This is a genomic window from Commensalibacter papalotli (ex Botero et al. 2024) (assembly GCF_947179115.1).
Classification (GTDB): Bacteria; Pseudomonadota; Alphaproteobacteria; order Acetobacterales; family Acetobacteraceae; genus Commensalibacter; species Commensalibacter papalotli.
Window position 1 is genome coordinate 118,108 of sequence record NZ_CAMXCI010000004.1, and the last position, 18,025, is coordinate 136,132.

The window sequence follows — 18,025 nt, forward strand, 5'->3', positions numbered from 1 at the left end:
TCTTATAATAAAATAAATTAAAAAAAACGGCGCTAGACTTACCTAACGCCGTATATTTTCAACTATCAAAGCTTTGATAAAACTTAATCAAAGATATAATGATTTACCAAGTTTTCTAAACGTTCTTGATCACCACTAACTGGTTGTGGACGAAGGTCATTGCTTTCCACATGTTTAGCAATATCAGCCAATGTCATTTTACCAGCCAACATATCTTTACCAAATTGAGTATTCCATCCAGCATAACGTTTATCTGTATTGGCTTTTAATTGATCATCACTCATTATTTTAGCAGCACATTTCAATGATAATGCCATCGTGTCCATTCCACCAATATGACCATAGAAAATCGAATATTTATCAGTAGATTGACGTCTGACCTTAGAATCAAAATTCAATCCACCCGTTGTAAAGCCACCATTTTTAAGAATTTCATACATAATTAATGTATTTTCTTCGACACTATTTGGAAATTGATCAGTATCCCATCCCAATTGTGGATCACCACGGTTCGCATCCAAAGATCCAAAAATACCCAAAGAAAACGCCATTGCAACTTCATGCTGGAAAGAATGACCAGCAAGCGTTGCATGATTGGCTTCAATATTAACTTTGATTTCTTTTTCTAAACCAAATTGTTTTAAGAACCCATAAATAGTTGCAACGTCATAATCATATTGATGTTTTGTTGGCTCTTGTGGTTTTGGTTCGATCAACAAGGTGCCTTTATAACCAATTTTATGCTTATTTTCCACAACCATTGACATAAAGCGACCCAGTTGCTCACGTTCTTTTTTAAGGTCAGTGTTTAGAAGACTTTCATATCCTTCACGCCCGCCCCAAAGAACATAATTTTCTCCACCAAGTTTATGAGTAACATTCATTGCATTCACAACTTGTGCTGCTGCATAAGCAAAGATTTCTGGATCAGGGTTTGTTGCAGCCCCACCCATATAACGAGGGTTGGTAAAACAATTTGCCGTACCCCATAAAGGTTTAATACCAGTGGCTGTTTGTTTTTCCAACATTATATCCGCAAGCACAGCAGAGTTATGTAAATATTCTTTAATATTTTTCCCTTCAGGAGCCACATCCACATCATGGAAAGCATAAAAAGGAACATTCATTTTTTGAAAAAATTCAAAGGCAACATCTGCTTTTGCTTTGGCATTGGTTAGTGGATCAGAACTTGCTTGCCAAGGATATTGAAAAGAACCCGTTCCAAACATATCCGTACCATTCCAGCAAAAAGTATGCCAGTAACAAATAGCAAAACGAAGATGTTCTGACATTTTCTTGCCCAAGACAATTTCATCAGGATTATAATGACGAAAGGCAAGTGGGTTTTTGCTTTGAGGACCTTCATATTGAACTTTTTGAACTTTGTCATAATAATTTTGCATAATCGATCTCCTAAATGATCAGTGTGCTTATTTTGTAATTCACTATTCATGATGAATAATAAAATTATGAATTAACGATAAAGATAAATGGTTAAAGTTTATTTCCAGATAGCCTCTAGCTCTTCCAAAGATTTACCTTTGGTTTCAGGAACAAATTTAATCATAAAGATAGCTGCAGCAATGCTGATAACGCCATAAATCCAATAAGAGAAACCATGATTAAATGTTTGCACCAAATATGAATTTTTATCCATAATAGGAAACGTCCACGAAACCAGGTAATTAGCAACCCATTGAACGGCAACAGCTATAGAAAGTGCTTTACTACGAATAGAGTTAGGGAAGATTTCAGCCAATAGAACCCAGCAAACAGGACCCCATGAAATCGCAAAAGATGCAATGTAAAGAAGCATAGACATCAGGGCAAGAATTGGAGACATTTTTAAGAAAAATGCACATCCTAAAACAAGCATACCCAAAGCCATACCAAAGGCACCTATAATTTGCAAAGGTTTGCGACCAAATTTATCAACTGTAAAGATTGCAACTGTCGTAAAGGATAGATTAATAATCCCAACAATAATGGTTTGTAATAAAGCAGAGTCAGTACTCGCGCCCAGACTTTTAAAAACTTCTGGAGCATAATATAACACCACATTAATACCCATTAATTGTTGAAACGCAGATAATAAAATCCCAATAACAATAACCCCAGCCCCGTATTTAAATAATTTAGCTCCTGATTCTGACGTATTTGCCAAAGAAGTCATTATTTCTGATAATGCTGCCTTAGCACGTTCTGGATTTAAAATATTCGTCAACACAGATAGGGCGTGATCTTTACGTTGTTTTTCAACCAACCAACGTGGACTTTCTGGTACCGTAAATAACAGGATGAAAAACAAAGTTGCAGGAATAGCAAGTGATAAAAACATATACCGCCAACCAACCGTATGTAACCATGATTGATCACCAGAACTCGCGATAAAATAGTTCACACAATAAACCAATAATTGGCCAAAAATAATTGCAAATTGATTGAATGAAACTAGTTTTCCTCGAATTTCTGTTGGTGCAACTTCGGCAATATACATCGGGGACAACATGGATGCTAATCCCACCCCTATTCCACCAATAATACGGTAAATGACAAACTCAGGAATAAATCCTGATAAGTAAACAGGTAATTGTCCCGTTTCAACCTGGTGGAAACCAAACTCGGGATAGGCCGAACCAATAGCAGCAATAAAAAATAAAAATGCTGCAAATAACAAAGAGTTTCTGCGACCAAATTTATTACTTAAATAACCACCAATCAATCCCCCAATAATACACCCGATTAACGCACTGGCAATACAAAATCCCAAAAGGGAATTGGCTGCTGTTTCGCTGAGATGTTGAGGTTCAATAAAAACTCTGAAAATTGAATCAACGGTTCCAGAAACGACCGCTGTATCATAACCAAATAATAAACCACCCAGTGTTGCCACAAGAGTAATTCTGAACACATAAAGTGTATTATACTGCTTATTCATCGTTAATCCTTTTATTAGCCATGAATAAATCACCAAATAAGGCATAAAAGCCTTTTCTAATGTTCAGAGTAAAAGATGTTATTATTTGAAAAGATGTAAATAAAATCAATTTATTACTGAACTAAATAAATTATACAGTGAAATAATTTATTTTCTCAATTATGAAATTTCATAAGTATTTTATGTTTTTTACTTATATATCAAGATTTTGATCAAATAAATGTGATCACAATTTTTAAATTGTAATTATTATAATAAAATTTATTACAACTTTACTTAAGCGAAAATTTCATCATCATGACCCTATCATTGGAAAAAGAAGCTCGCATTCTATTATTATTTAATGCAAACCAAGTTTATGATCGGCAAATTCTAAAGGGGATTGGCGATTTTCTACAAAACCATCACGTTAATTGGAATATGTATATTTCCGATAGCTTACGGTGGGATATAAATTATCACTCTGTTTTAAATTGTGATGGTATGATTGCTAATTATGATGACCATCATATTGAATCCATTGCCCATAACAGTGATTGCCCAATTATAGGTGTCGGTGCCTCTTTCCATAATAAAGCTGAATATCCTTCTATTCCTTATGTAGCATCTGATAATTATGCCCTTATCAAAACAGCCTTTGACCATTTATGCCATAAAGGGATTAAAAAATTCGCTCTTTACAGTTATCCTCCCAGTCGTCATGCACGTTTTGCCTATGAACGCGAGGTTGCATTTCAACAAATCATGCAACAACAAAGCTATCCTGGATGTGTTTATCAAGGTATAGAAATGAATTTAAATAATTGGCAAGAGGGATTACAAAACCTTGCTGAATGGGTTTCTTCTCTTCCACTGAATACAGGTATTATTGCTGTAAATGACTCACGCGCTCGCCATATTTTACAAGCTTGCAAACAATTAAATAAAAAAATCCCTGATGAATATTGTTTAATTGGAATCGATAATGAAGAGGTTATTAATTATCTTTCAAATAATTATATCTCTACCATTACCCAAGGTACCGAAGATATGGGATATCAAGCTGCCTCTTTGTTGCAACAAATGCTTGAAAATAAACCTGTTTCTGTAACACAAACCTTGATCGCACCTAAACAAATTATAGAGCGTCAATCCACAGACTATCGATCTATTGAAGACCCTTACGTCATTCAAGCAATGCATTATATACGTCAACATGCTTGTCAAAACATCAAAGTCGAACATGTAATCAGTGCCGTTAAATTATCAAGATCAAACCTAGAGACACGATTTAAACAAGAATTAAACCAAACAATGCACGCCATTATTTATGCTGAAAAACTCAAACGTGCTCGATATTTATTAAGTCACACTACGCTCTCTTTGACAAAAATATCAGAGCAATGTGGTTATCCGTCTTTACAATATTTTTATTTCTTATTTAACAAGGAATTTAAACAAACCCCCAAACAATACAGAGAAGATAAATCATATTCTTGGTCAGAAATAAGCTATTAAATAACAAAGATAATTTAATTATTGAAAATAATAAATTTAAAATTATTATAATTGAAGCGAATATTTTTATTATGAAAATTTAGGATCAAAATCATGGAAACAAACCCTGATTTCCAAACCTCTTCTATAGATGCTTTTGATCCATATGAAATGGCAAGAAAAGCCGAAAAAATGATGGTAGCAAAAGTTCAAAAACCATTTTCAAAGGTATTTATTGCCTCCACTTATGGTGGATTTTTTATTGGGTTAGCCTTTGTCTTTTATACTTTGGTTACAACAGGATCCTCCACCATGCCTTATGGTATGGCAAAACTGGTCGGCGGATTATGCTTTAGTATGGGGTTAATCCTCGTGATCGTATGCGGCGCTGATTTATTTACCTCAACGACACTGACCTTTATTGCCAAAGAAAGTAATAAAATTACGTGGTTTCAGCTTTTTAGAAATTGGGGAATTGTTTATTTTGGTAATTTTATTGGCGCATTGTTCTTAGTCTTCCTGGTTTACATGAGTGGCCACCCTTGGGGAGCCGATGGACAAATCGCTGTTAATTATATGAATATTGTCGAATATAAACTGCATCATAGTTTTATAGAAGCCATTGCATTGGGTATTTTGTGTAATGTTATGGTAAGCCTTGGGGTATGGTTATGTTTTAGCTGTCGAACCAGTGCTGACAAAGTATTAGTTTTACTTTTACCAATTGCAATGTTTGTAGCTTGTGGATTTGAACACTGTGTCGCGAACATGTATGAAATCCCTATGGGAATTTTAATCAGAACCACAACAGATCCTGGGTTTTGGGTTGCTCATGGCATTAATGTTGCTCAATATTCAGATATAACATGGGGAGATTTTATTATATGGAATCTAGTCCCTGTGACGATTGGTAATATTATTGGTGGTGCATTACTCATTGGTTGGGGAAATTGGTTACTGTTTTTACGTCGCCATACAAGCAAAAAAAGACATTAATTATAACTCTATAGGCTCTGTTCTATACTTCAGACTTGGATTATATTACCATTATAAAATAAACACAAAAATTAATGGATAATTCATGACGACCCAAAATGATACTAACCCAGAGCCTGTATCCATTGCCATTCCAATAATGAATGGCGAGGATCTATCGATTGCTCTGTCTGTTGGTGATGTATTCTTTATGCTGGGTGCCAATGGTTCTGGCAAGTCGTCGTTATTGTATAAAATATTACGGGATTTAAAAGATAGAAACCGCGTTTTAATGTCTGCCTATCGAATGAATAGTTTTGATAAAGATAAAGTTGATTATTCAGTTGGAAATTACTTTTCTCAAGAAAGCAGTGTTAAGCGAGAATATAACCCCTCTTCTCGTCGATACTCTCTCAACATATATCGCCAAGAAGATGAAAATCTATTTACATTACAACAATTAATACATGCCTCACTCAGCAACGCCATACAGCTGCAACAGAAAGTCAAAACAGGTAAACAGGTTAAAAACACAGATGCCATCACAGAAATAGATCAATTAAATTCTATTCTAAAGAAAAGCGGCTTTGTCATTGAGTTATTCCTTAATAATGAAAATATCTTGATGGCAAGAAATAATGCCTATGCTCCTTGCAGAGAATATTCCATACAACAACTCTCTGATGGGGAACGTGCCGCGATAATTATCAGCAGTAATATCTTATGTGCTGAACCTGGGTCTTTTATTTATCTGGACGAACCTGAACGACATCTACATCGACGGTTAGTTTCTTCATTACTATCAGAACTTATCCAGCTCCGGAAAGATTGTATATTTATTATTTCCACGCATGAAATTGCCTTACCAACCTATGTGCATGATTCAAAAATTTTATTAGTTCGTCAGTGTGAATACGAAAATGATGAGCCTATCCGTTGGGATGTTGATCTCATCAACCAACACGATGAACGATATTCAGCATTAGAAGAAACATTAAAAGTCGACTTGCTGGGTTCCAGAAAAATCATGCTCTTTGTCGAGGGAACCTCTGCCAGTTTAGATATTCAATTGTACCAAACCCTCTTTCCCACTGTTTCGGTTATTTCAAAAGGGTCTTGTGAAATGGTGGAACAGTCTGTCAAAGGATTAAGAAATAATCAAGGAACCCATTGGGTTAAAGCATTTGGAATTATTGATAATGACAACAAAGCCCAAAAAAAAATCGAAAATCTAGCCAAAGCCTATATTTTCAGCCTTAATGTCTATTCCATTGAATCTATTTTTTATCATCCTAAAATCATTCAATGGGTATTAGAATATGCCAAAGAATTTAATGATATTAAAGATATAGAAATGACTTATGCAAAGATAACTCAGCTAATGCAAGACGAGCTATCCAAACAAAAAGATCATCTTTGCGGCCGATCTGTGAATATGAAAGTCAGATCAGAAATTATGGCCAGTCTACCTAAACAAACAGATATTGAACAAAATATTATTTATAAAAAAACCGTCGATATTCCTTCGTTGCTTCATAAAGAATATCAACTGTTCGATAATTATTTAGAAACTAAAAACTATGACGCGTTAATGTCTCACTATCCAATTAGAGAGGCGAATTTATTAAATCCAATTGCCAAAAACTGTGGTTTTGCTGATCGACAACGTTATGAACATAATGTCATTTTAATGATTCAAAAAAACAACGATGCGCAAAAATTTATTCTCTCTTTATTAGGTGGAGCTTCCCAAGCAATTACTGCTGCCATTGTCAGAAATGACAATAACTTATAAAAAAAGCAGTATAAAATACTGCTTTTTACTCTTATTAATGTTGTTTTACACAGGCTTTTAAAATCAACTATTAATTTGATACGACAGAATTACCACCATCGATCATATTTGCTTCAGGCCCACGAACCAATGTAACGGTTGAACTGTTCCCTGTGCCACTTTGTCCAGCACTTAGGAAGAATTCATTCAAAACTGAATAAGAATGATCAAAAATATCAGACTGAATTTCTTCATATTTTTTCCATACCACCGTATTACTAAAACAATAAATTTCTAGTGGAATCGCAGAAAAATCAGGTGCCATTTGACGAACCATACAGGTCATCCCACGATGAACAGAGGGATGCTGCTTTAAATATTCTTCTAAATAAGCACGATATAATCCAAAATTCGTTAAACGACGTCCATTTAACCGAGACACCTCAAGGTCATAATTCTTATCTTGGTTAAATTTATCAATTTCGGCAGCCCTTTGCACAATATAAGGTTTTAACAAAACACTTTTAGAAAGCGTTTCAATTTCTTCCTTGGTCAAAAATCTTATTGAATTCGCATCAATTAATACAGAACGTTTAATACGTCGACCACCGGATTCCTGCATGGCACGCCAATTAATAAATGAATCAGAAACAAGCGCATAAGTTGGAATCATAGTCATCGTATTATCAAAATTTTGAACTTTAACTGTCGTTAATCCAATATCAATAACAGTGCCATCAGCACCGTATTTTTCCATTGTTAACCAATCTCCAATCCTTAACATTTTATTCGCTGATAATTGAATTCCTGCTGCTAACCCTAAAATAGAATCTTTAAACACCAACATAATAACAGCAGCCATCGCACCCAAGCCACCAATTAATTTCCACGGTGACTGGTCAACCACTGTTGAAATCATCACAATACCAAAGAATAAAGACGCTAATAATTTAATTCCCTGAAAGATACCTCCCAAGGGTAAATTACTTGATATTCCTAATCTGTTTGAAAGATGATTAACAACGTTTAAAAATGAGAATATGGATAATAATATATATAATGATATCCATAATTTAGTACAAACAACTACGAAATACAAAATTGGAACGTGATATTGAACCCAAAATGTTGTTTGTGCCAACAGCACAACACCTTGAATAACAAACGCCAGACGATTAAAGAGCTGGTCTTCAGTTAAAACTTGTATCCAAACTTTAGAACTTTTTTTAGAAAACTGGTATAACTTTCTTAATACCAACCTATGTAAAATAAAATGTAAAACAACAGCTGTTATAATAATTATGGATACTGCAAGAATAAATAGCATGACACCACTTGATTGTATGCCAACTTTACTCAACAACCTCTCTATCCAATCCAACCCCTCTTGTTGAATATTATGTACTGCCCCACCTGTCGTTCGTGCATTATTAGCCAATGCTTTTACCATTTGCTCATCGGCCACTACTTTGCCTATTTGCTCGCCTATATTCGACATTAGAAATCCTTGTATCGTTTTATATATAAAGGCTCTTGAATAATCCCCAAAGAGCCATGCTTTTATACAGATTTATATTGTGAACAATAATGATTTCATTATCGTTATTGTAAATAATCGATCTCAATATTTGCTTTAAAGTAACTATGACAAAATAATATGGTGATATTTTGATGCTCTTAATATTATTTTATATTAAAATTGACATCACGCCATCCACGAACACTATTTATAAAAGCAATTTTACTGCTTTCTTGAATATCTTTTTTATAAATAATGCGTTCTTTTATCTTGCCTTTTTGTAACAAATGTTGACGCATTGTGCCATTTAATAAACCACTCTGTAAAGGGGGGGTAAACCATTCACCATCGGAGTTTAAAACAAAATTACCATTAACAAACTCTGTAACCTCCTCTTTTTCATTAAATAACAAATTCTCATGGTCTAAAGTAACTTTGGGATAGAAATCCCTTGTTGTCGTTTTATGATATAAAAAAACATTATCTGTTTGCATAGGTTGCGTGGCCCATGATGCAGTCAAAGAAGATGTTAAGGCCTTGATTGGTTGCGCTTCACAATCAAGCCTTCCTTTATTATCCAATAAAAGCCTTACTTTCCATAGCCCTTCTGAATGCTTTTGTTGTAATGCTTGTAGAGCAACAGCGATAGATACCTCATCAAAAATAAAATCGAAATATTGTGCCGATTCTTTGAGACGTTGAAGATGCTCTATGTATAAAAAATATTTTCCATCCCCTAATAATAACGATTCTAATAAATGCTCTGGAACTTTAGATTGATATAAAACCTGCACTTTGTGCAACACCTCTTCATATTCATTTTTTGGCGTAGAATCCCAAGTAATACCACCCCCAACACCGTAAGTTGCTTGCCCATTTTGAATAACCATCGTGCGAATAGGCACTGAAAAAATTGCTTGTTGATTTGGTGTTATAACCCCCAAGGCGCCACAATAAACCCCTCTGGGACTTTTTTCTAACTGGCGTATGATGTTCATCGTATTTACTTTAGGGGCCCCCGTAATAGACCCACAAGGGAACAACGCTTTAAAAATATCTGTTAAAGCAATTTCTTTTTTTAATTGCGCTGTAATCGTAGAGGTTAATTGCCACACAGTTGGATATTTTTCTGCATCAAACAAAGAGGTTACTTTGACTGTACCTTGTTGTGCAATTTGTCCTAAATCATTTCTTAAAAGATCTGTGATCATCAAATTCTCGGCGTGATTTTTCTCATTATGTAAAACCTGCTGATTGATTTGATCTTGGATATTATTTACCCCTCGAGGAACTGTGCCTTTCATGGGTTTTGTCAGAATGATATCTTTGTTAATTTCAAAAAACAACTCTGGAGATGCAGAAAGAATTTGAAAAGTATCACTTTCCAAATAAGCACTGTAACGTGATTGTTGAGCTTGTAATAAATGCAAATAAAAACGATAAGGATTTTGTTGGAATTGGGCTTGCATTTGCAGTGTATAATTGACCTGATATGTATCGCCTTTGGCAATATGGTCTTTTACCGCATAAATAGCATTTTGATAGTCTTGCCATGAAATATTAGAGTGCCAGTTTGGATAAGAAAGAGCCTCTTTATGAGGCTCTGCTTTTCGCATCGCATCAAAATCTTCAGGATGATCAAAAAGACCAAACCATAATAATGGTAACGAACCCGACCTGTACGTTGTTAAATAAGAGCAAAAAGCTGGAGCAGCCTCATAACTTATAAAACCTGCTGCATAATATCCTTTTTGTACGGCATTCTCAATAGCCTGCATGCAAGGAATAACATCATCCAGTTTATTTGCCTGAATAATTTGATGAGGGTTGGTAAAATAATAAGGACAATCTATAAAATCAAAGCGAAACTTCATTACACAACCAATGAGTAAAATAATCTTAGTAAAATAGGTAAGAACAATGTATTTCGTACGGACTACTTAATCCTTCTTACCTAACACATTAATATTGATTAAAAAGATTATTTTCTTTTAAAAGTAATAATAAACCTGCTGTTTTATGATCTTTGGCAACTTGACCTACAACAACATTATTACTGTTATATACTTGGCCTTTTTTATCAACCTTACCAAGTAAAAAATTATATTGCGTATAAATATTGCCTTTTTTATCTACTTTACCAACGGCATCATTTTTAGCATTATAAACAAAACCATTTTTATAAATTCTGCCTAAATTGGCATTGTTACCATTTAAAATATTACCATTTTTATCAATGGTTCCAATACAAATATCGCTACTATTAAATATATATCCGTATTTATCAACCTTGGTTAAATTCGTATTATACCCAGTTTGTGAACTCTTGGCAGAAGAATTACCAACATAGTTTTGTTGAGCAAAAGCATTATTGCTATTACTTGTACCAAGCATAACCCCAACAGATAAACATGTAACCACATATATTATTTTCATTCTTTAACCCTTTATCATACAATATATACTTATTAATCCTAGTAATAGAATAAATTCTTCTCATAGAGAACTGCAATATGCAGAATAATCAAATAAATTTATTATAATGAATTATTGATTTTCTATTGCAACAAAGATAATCCAGTCTCTTTGTGTTGCGGATCAACACGGCCTTTGTAATCACCATTACTATTATACACATTTCCACTTGAATCTATTCTACCACGATAGGTTCCAGAACTGTTATATACATTCCCACTTGAGTCCAAACGACCTTGATATGTCCCTGAACGATTGTACATTTGTCCGTTTGAATCTATCCGCCCTTGATAGCTACCAGAGTTATTATAAACCTGACCATTCGAACTCATACGCCCTTTATAAGCACCATTTTTATCATACATCTGGCCATTCGAATTCATACTTCCTTGATAAGCACCATTCTGATCGTATGCAGCTCCATTATTTTGAGCATACCCAGAATGAACCATCATCATGGAACTTAAAGCAAAACCAAAAGATAGCAATGTTAATTTCTTAAACATTTTAGAATTCTCCTTGTTTAATGCATATTCTTGTAATTTTAAATTATCTTATCAAATAATCTTTCAACATAGGATATGAAAATTCTGTTCTCGTTCCCTGTCAAACAATGATATAATTATTCTTCTTTGTATTTATCGAACCATGGGCGACTTATGACATTCATCTTTAATCCCTTAAGTATCATCAGCTGTGCACTAGGCCTTATAGTAGCCAGCCCTGCTTTTGCTCAAAGCGAACAATGGCAACATCATACTACAAAAAACTATAGCACTTCTCCCGAAGGTCAACCCGCTTATTATAAAAACCCTGCATTGAAGACTGCAAAAAAGAATATGAATAACCCTTTGCGCCGTCAAGGATGGCATACAGCCCCTGATCCTTATATTGAAAAAGGGGGTGTTTACACCAATGAAACGCATCCAGCTGTTACTCAGCATGGCCAAAGCTTGCATCGTTACAGTAGTGGTTCACCCAACAGTTTTGTATCGCCACCATCCACGGTAACAAGCCCCTATCGCAATGGTTCCAGACAACAAGCGGTGCAAATTGAAAATCCCATACCTGGCAATGTTGCCCCAATTCCTTTGCCTCCTGTTAAACCCTAGAGCCAAACATCTTTAAAATCATTTTTAATCATGTTACATGCTTTGTTATTCCTTTATAGATTTTGTTGAGATTAAATCACCATGCATAAAAGCCCATTTTTACAAGAAGCCCAAGCCAGAGGGTTTATCTTTCAAACCACTGACCTCGAAGGGTTAGATGACATTCTCTTAAAAGGGCCTATTTCTGCCTATATTGGATTTGACCCAACCGCTGACAGCTTGCATGTTGGCTCATTAGTGCAATTAATGTTATTGCGTTTATTACAAAAACATGGTCATCAAGTCATTGCCATGGTGGGTGGAGGCACAGCTCAAATTGGTGATCCTTCTTTCCGCGAAGAGGCCCGCAGCCTTATGACCCAAGAAGTCATTGATCATAACCTTGAAGGGATTGCTCAGAATATTCGGCAAGTCGTTAATTTTCAACAAGGCGGCAAAGATGCCATCATGATTGATAATGCTGAATGGTTAAAAAAACTTTCATATATTGAGTTACTGCGCGACGTTGGTATCCACTTTTCTGTAAACAGAATGCTGTCTTTTGATTCTGTTAAAAGCCGTTTGGATCGTGAGCAAGGATTGTCTTTTCTTGAATTTAACTATTCTATTTTACAATCTTACGATTTCCGCGAACTCAATAAACGCTATGGCACGATTTTACAAATGGGTGGCTCTGATCAATGGGGAAACATCGTTTCTGGTGTTGAATTGGTGCGCCGTATGGAAGGCAAACAAGTTTTTGGTTTAACAGCACCTCTGTTAACCACCAGCTCTGGCGCTAAAATGGGCAAAACTGCCAAAGGTGCTGTTTGGTTAAATGCAGAAAAATGCCCTGTCTTTGATTTCTGGCAATTCTGGCGTAATACAGAAGATGCAGACGTTGGTAAATTCTTAAAATTATTTACTGATTTACCTGTTAAAGAATGCGAGCGTTTAGCAGCATTGCCTGGAGCTGAAATTAATGAAGCAAAAAAGATTTTAGCCACCGAAGTGACGACCATTTGTCATAGCAAAGAAGCCGCAGAGCAAGCCCAAAAAGCTGCTCAAGAAACTTTTGAACAAGGAAAACTGGTGCAAGTTGGGCTTCCAGAAGTGACTTTGTCAAACCAAGAATTAAAAGACGGTATTCCTGTATTTAAAATCTTTGCATCAAGCGGCCTAGTTGCCAGTAATGCCGAAGCAAGGCGTTTAATCCGTGGTGGTGGTGCCAAAATAAATGACGAAAAAATCGATGATGAAGGACTAATGATAACGACTGATCATTTAAAAAATGACGTAATTAAACTATCATCAGGTCGTAAGAATCATATCTTGGTTAAATTCGAATAAATATCATAAAGGAATTAAAAATGAAAATTAGCGCACGCAATGTCCTAGAAGGAAAAATTATAGCCATTAAAAAAGGGGCAACAACCGCTCATGTAAGCCTAGATGTCAATGGCACAACGGTGATGGCTGCTATTACTAATGAAGCAGTGGATGAATTAAAACTTGAGGTTGGCATGAAAGCTGCTGCTGTTGTTAAATCTTCTGATGTTATGATTGCAGTAGACGAGTAATTCTTTAAGTGATTAAAAATAAAAAACCCCAAACAAAAAAGTTTGGGGTTATTTATTTATAGTCTGAATTAAAAGTTAATATTACTAATCTTTATAGATTTTTCCATAATAAGCACATTTTAAAACTTCTTTTAGCTCTTCAACCAATGGATATCGTGGATTAGCTCCTGTGCATTGATCATCAAAAGCATCCAGTGCAAGTTGATCTAATTTCTCGACAAAATCTTTTTCAGGAACTCCAACATCTTTAAGACATTGTGCAATACCAATTTCTTTTTTCAAAGCATGTATCCATAATAACAGCTTTTCAACCTTAGTTTCATCTTTATCAGATGGCGCCGTTAACTCAAGATGATCTGCAATATAGGCATAACGAGTAATGGCTTGAGGATATCCATATTGACTGAATGTTGCCATCTTAGTTGGATTATTGGTTGCATTATAACGAATAACATTACTAATCAAAATCGCATTCGCAACCCCATGAGAAAGATTAAATGCAGCAGCAACTTTGTTTGTTAAAGATTGACAAATTCCTAAGAAGGCTTGAGAAAACGCAATACCTGACATGGTTGCCGCAATATGTACTTTTTCACGTGCAACAGGATCTTTTGCTCCGTCTTTATAGCTTCTAGGCAAGTATGTTTTTAACAAAGAAAGTGCGTGCAAAGCTTGACCATCTGAAAATTCATTTGCAAGCACGGAAACATATGCTTCTAGTGCATGAGTAAGTGCATGAAACCCACCTGACGCACATAAAGGTTTAGGCAAATCCATCACAAGATCTGCATCAACAATAGCCATATGCGGCGTTAATGCATAATCAGCAAGAGGATATTTCTGTCCAGTTTTATCATCTGTAACAATCGCAAAAGGTGTCACTTCTGAACCTGTTCCAGAAGTCGTAGGAACACAAACTAATTTCGCTTTTTTACCTAACTCAGGGAAATGACATACACGTTTTGTCATATCCATATAACGTAAAGCAAGTTCATCAAATTTTGTATCTGGATACTCATACAAAACCCACATCAGCTTGGCAGCATCCATCACGGATCCACCACCTAATGCAATAATTGTATCAGGTTGGAATTGGCGCATCGTTTTAGCACCTTTTTCCACAATACTTAAAACCGGCTCTGCCTCAATATTGTAAAAAGGTTCACAAAGAACACCTTGGCGTTCTAATCTTCCCAAAATATGTTTTGCAAATCCATTCTCGAACAAAGACTTATCTGTTACAATAAAAGCTCTTTTTGCGCCTTGTTTAACAATATTATCCAAAGCAACGGGCAAAGAACCTCTTCGGAAAATAATAGAGCTTGGGATATTTTGACACAGCATATTTTCTGCTCTCTTAGCGATGACTTTATGATTTAATAAATGTTTAGGGCCAACATTCTCTGATACAGAATTTTTTCCCCAAGAACCACATCCCAAAGTTAAAGATGGGGCAATATCAAAATTATAAATATCCCCAATCGCGCCATGTGCAGCAGGTTGGTTCACTAAGATACGACAGGTCTTAATAATGTTACTGAAATAAAGAATACGATCTGCATTTTGCTCTTGATTGGTATAAAGCACAGAAGTATGCCCCATCCCTCCCATTTCAACCAACTTTCTGGCTGTATTAACACCGTCTTCAAAATTCTTAGCTTTAAACATTGCTAAAACAGGAGAGAGCTTTTCATGAGCAAAAGGTTCGGATGGATCTGCATCTTCCACCTCTCCGATTAATATTTTCGTTTTAACGGGAACAGTAATTTTAGCAAGCTCTGCAATCTTATAAGCAGGTTGTCCAACAATATCAGGATTAATAGTGCCTTTTTCAGTTAAAATAATTTTACGAACCGCTTTAATTTCTTTGCTGTATAAAATATGTGCGCCATACTCTTTAAATAATTGGCACACCTCATCATAAACTGACTTCTCAACAATCACCGCCTGCTCAGAAGCACAAATCATCCCATTATCAAATGTCTTGGACATCAAAATTGAAGCAACTGTTCGTTTTAAATCTGCTGTTTCATCAACCACCACAGGGGTGTTCCCAGCACCAACGCCAACCGCAGGGTTACCAGAGCTATAAGCCGCTTTGACCATACCTGTGCCACCTGTGGCAAGAATAATGGCAATATCCTCATGTTTCATTAACGTATTGGAAAGTTCGATAGAAGGTTCGTCAATCCACCCAATAATATCTTTTGGTGCGCCTGCCGCGACTGCTGCATCTCGAATAATTCGTGCTGCTTCTATGGTGCATGCTTTGGCACGAGGGTGTGCTGAAAAAATAATGGCATTACGGGTTTTAAGACAAATTAATGCTTTGAAAATTGCCGTAGATGTAGGGTTTGTTGTTGGAACAATCCCACAAACAATTCCCATTGGCTCTGCCATGGTAATTGTGCCAAACGATTTGTCTTGGGAGATAATACCACATGTTTTTTCATGTCGATATTTATTTAAAACATATTCTGAAGAATATAGATTTTTAATAACTTTGTCTTCGACAACACCCATTCCTGTTTCAAGAACGGCTTGTTGTGCCAAAGATATACGTGCTGTAGCAGCAGCTTTGGCCGCAGCAACAAAGATTTTATCGACTTGTTCTTGGGTATAAGTGGCGAAAACTGCTTGGGCTTTTTTAACCGTAGCAATTAGGTTATTGAGCTCAGACAAATTGGTTACTGACACAGAGAACCTCCTACCTGAAATATATAAAATATTTAATATTCGAATATTTATATTAGATTCGAATATTTATATGCATAGATAGTAATCGATTATTAGTATTTATCAATAGAATAAATCAATTAATATTGAGTTGATTTATTTGATTTTTTTATTTAGTATAATTGTCTTTGACAATGTAAATTTAAACCCGAATTATATATAAATAATTAAATTTTAGCTATCGGATTTTACAAGCTCTCTACACTTTACGATGCAACATTAGAGCAAAATTTCAGAGCTTCTCCTTCTTAATAATCAATTTATTTTTAAGTGAAGTTATTATTTTAAATTCATTCGTGGGATAGCATTTAATTAACGATATATTACTTGTCTAATATTTTGATTACCTCAATATTAATTCTCCCACATTCATATTATGATGGCTTATGCATTATTGTAAGCCTGCTGAGAGTCACACCAACTAATACCAATAAGATACCTCACAAATTATCACGATATCAGTATAAGTCTGGTTTTATTCATTGCTCAAATTTAAAAATAGCCTTCTTTTAAAAAGAAACTTTACCTTTAAAGTTGCTCCATATTACAGCAAGCTGATCACCAACCCCTCGTTTTTCAAGTAATTGATCCCATTGATGATGCTTTTTCAAATCCCGTTTTGCCAATGCTGCTGGTAATGCGGCTGCAATCTTCTTTCGCCCTAGGGCTCTTGCATTACGTCCTGCTTTTAAATAATCCAGAGCTTTAGCTCTTAAAACTGTTCGAATAGCAACGATCGTCTCTGGCGATGCAGGAATACCATCATCCGTACGTTGTAACTGATGTTCATCAATTATATCTTGGGGTAGCGGACAACGTCCAGAAGCTAAAACCTTAGGTAAGTTACGCGCTAGTCTGGTCACTTCGTATGCTACTCCCAAAGACGCTACACCTTGCAAATGTTCAGTCTCTTCAACCCCTAATATCTGTGCAATAGTTGCCTGTATTTTCCCAGAAGAACGCATCAAAAGGGATTCCCAATGTTCCCAATTTTTAATCCCATCCAATTCCTCTTCTTTTGCTTCGATTAGCTCTAGCAGCGACTGAGAAGATAATAACCCTTGAGATATAGCTTCACAAATAAAAGGAGCAATTTCATGTGTTCTATCTTTACCTTCGATCAATTCCCGCCACCATTGCAATCGAATAAAACCTGCCATTGGTCCAGCAACAGACCAAGATGAGGGCAAAGAAACAGCGCGTGTAATCTCAATATTAAACGCAAGCAGACGAAAAATCAGCTCTCGGTGAAATGAAGGAGCAAATAACGCACAGTAAAAATAATCTGGATCATATTTTTGAACATAAATCGCGCATAAAGAAAGTAAAGAAGATGTGTCTTTTTTTGTCATATAATCCTTATATAATAAATTTGAAAAAAATAAAATTTAAACAATTTTCGAATTTAACCTTTATAAAAAGTTCGATACATTTTATATATAAAGAATAATAAGAACCAAA

Annotated in this window: 14 protein-coding genes; 6 read left to right on the forward strand and 8 right to left on the reverse strand. The window is 35.3% G+C overall.

Annotated elements, in window-relative coordinates:
- Positions 1-83 precede the first annotated feature (83 nt).
- Together xylA and xylE are read right to left on the reverse strand one after the other, a co-directional pair.
- On the reverse strand, positions 84-1,403 hold the full coding sequence (gene xylA / locus QMN76_RS08465; RefSeq protein WP_034338385.1) for a xylose isomerase: 1,320 nt from the start codon (positions 1,401-1,403) through the stop codon (positions 84-86).
- Positions 1,404-1,501: 98 nt separating this feature from the next.
- Positions 1,502-2,938 carry a D-xylose transporter XylE gene (xylE, locus tag QMN76_RS08470; RefSeq protein ID WP_034338388.1) on the reverse strand — a complete coding sequence of 479 codons (1,437 nt, stop codon included), beginning with the start codon at positions 2,936-2,938 and terminating at the stop codon, positions 1,502-1,504.
- Positions 2,939-3,235: 297 nt separating this feature from the next.
- Between xylE and QMN76_RS08475 the strand changes: the two genes are divergently transcribed.
- From QMN76_RS08475 to QMN76_RS08485, 3 genes are all read left to right on the forward strand, one after another.
- Positions 3,236-4,435 carry a XylR family transcriptional regulator gene (locus QMN76_RS08475; protein WP_034338390.1) on the forward strand — a complete coding sequence of 400 codons (1,200 nt, stop codon included), beginning with the start codon at positions 3,236-3,238 and terminating at the stop codon, positions 4,433-4,435.
- A gap of 93 nt (positions 4,436-4,528) precedes the next feature.
- Positions 4,529-5,410: a formate transporter FocA gene (focA, locus tag QMN76_RS08480; protein ID WP_282023521.1), complete on the forward strand. Its 882-nt coding sequence runs from the start codon at positions 4,529-4,531 to the stop codon at positions 5,408-5,410.
- A gap of 85 nt (positions 5,411-5,495) precedes the next feature.
- Entirely contained in the window at positions 5,496-7,184 is a 1,689-nt protein-coding gene (locus QMN76_RS08485) for an AAA family ATPase (RefSeq protein ID WP_282023522.1), read from the forward strand.
- A gap of 70 nt (positions 7,185-7,254) precedes the next feature.
- Here QMN76_RS08485 and QMN76_RS08490 read toward each other — a convergent pair whose 3' ends face one another.
- From QMN76_RS08490 to QMN76_RS08505, 4 genes are all read right to left on the reverse strand, one after another.
- Entirely contained in the window at positions 7,255-8,661 is a 1,407-nt protein-coding gene (locus QMN76_RS08490) for a mechanosensitive ion channel family protein (protein WP_282023523.1), read from the reverse strand.
- 185 nt (positions 8,662-8,846) lie between these two features.
- Positions 8,847-10,556: an aminodeoxychorismate synthase component I gene (gene pabB / locus QMN76_RS08495; RefSeq protein ID WP_282023524.1), complete on the reverse strand. Its 1,710-nt coding sequence runs from the start codon at positions 10,554-10,556 to the stop codon at positions 8,847-8,849.
- Positions 10,557-10,644: 88 nt separating this feature from the next.
- Positions 10,645-11,118 carry a 5-fold beta-flower protein gene (locus QMN76_RS08500; RefSeq protein ID WP_282023525.1) on the reverse strand — a complete coding sequence of 158 codons (474 nt, stop codon included), beginning with the start codon at positions 11,116-11,118 and terminating at the stop codon, positions 10,645-10,647.
- A 122-nt stretch (positions 11,119-11,240) separates the two neighbouring features.
- Positions 11,241-11,663, reverse strand: a complete 423-nt coding sequence (locus QMN76_RS08505) for a hypothetical protein (RefSeq protein ID WP_282023526.1) — start codon at positions 11,661-11,663, stop codon at positions 11,241-11,243.
- A gap of 153 nt (positions 11,664-11,816) precedes the next feature.
- On the opposite strand from QMN76_RS08505, the gene QMN76_RS08510 reads away from it, so the two are divergent.
- The 3 genes from QMN76_RS08510 to QMN76_RS08520 all read left to right on the forward strand — a co-directional run bounded on the left by QMN76_RS08510 (position 11,817) and on the right by QMN76_RS08520 (position 13,828).
- Complete coding sequence (locus QMN76_RS08510) at positions 11,817-12,269, forward strand: hypothetical protein (RefSeq protein ID WP_034338398.1); 453 nt, start codon at positions 11,817-11,819, stop codon at positions 12,267-12,269.
- A gap of 81 nt (positions 12,270-12,350) precedes the next feature.
- Positions 12,351-13,598 (forward strand): tyrosine--tRNA ligase, encoded by a 1,248-nt coding sequence (gene tyrS / locus QMN76_RS08515; RefSeq protein WP_282023527.1) that lies wholly within the window; start codon positions 12,351-12,353, stop codon positions 13,596-13,598.
- A 20-nt stretch (positions 13,599-13,618) separates the two neighbouring features.
- Positions 13,619-13,828 carry a TOBE domain-containing protein gene (locus QMN76_RS08520; protein ID WP_034338403.1) on the forward strand — a complete coding sequence of 70 codons (210 nt, stop codon included), beginning with the start codon at positions 13,619-13,621 and terminating at the stop codon, positions 13,826-13,828.
- Positions 13,829-13,912: 84 nt separating this feature from the next.
- On the opposite strand, the gene adhE is transcribed toward QMN76_RS08520, so the two are convergent.
- Positions 13,913-16,525, reverse strand: a complete 2,613-nt coding sequence (gene adhE, locus QMN76_RS08525) for a bifunctional acetaldehyde-CoA/alcohol dehydrogenase (RefSeq protein ID WP_282023528.1) — start codon at positions 16,523-16,525, stop codon at positions 13,913-13,915.
- A 548-nt stretch (positions 16,526-17,073) separates the two neighbouring features.
- Positions 17,074-17,916 (reverse strand): squalene/phytoene synthase family protein, encoded by an 843-nt coding sequence (locus QMN76_RS08530; protein ID WP_051461938.1) that lies wholly within the window; start codon positions 17,914-17,916, stop codon positions 17,074-17,076.
- Positions 17,917-18,025: the final 109 nt, after the last annotated feature.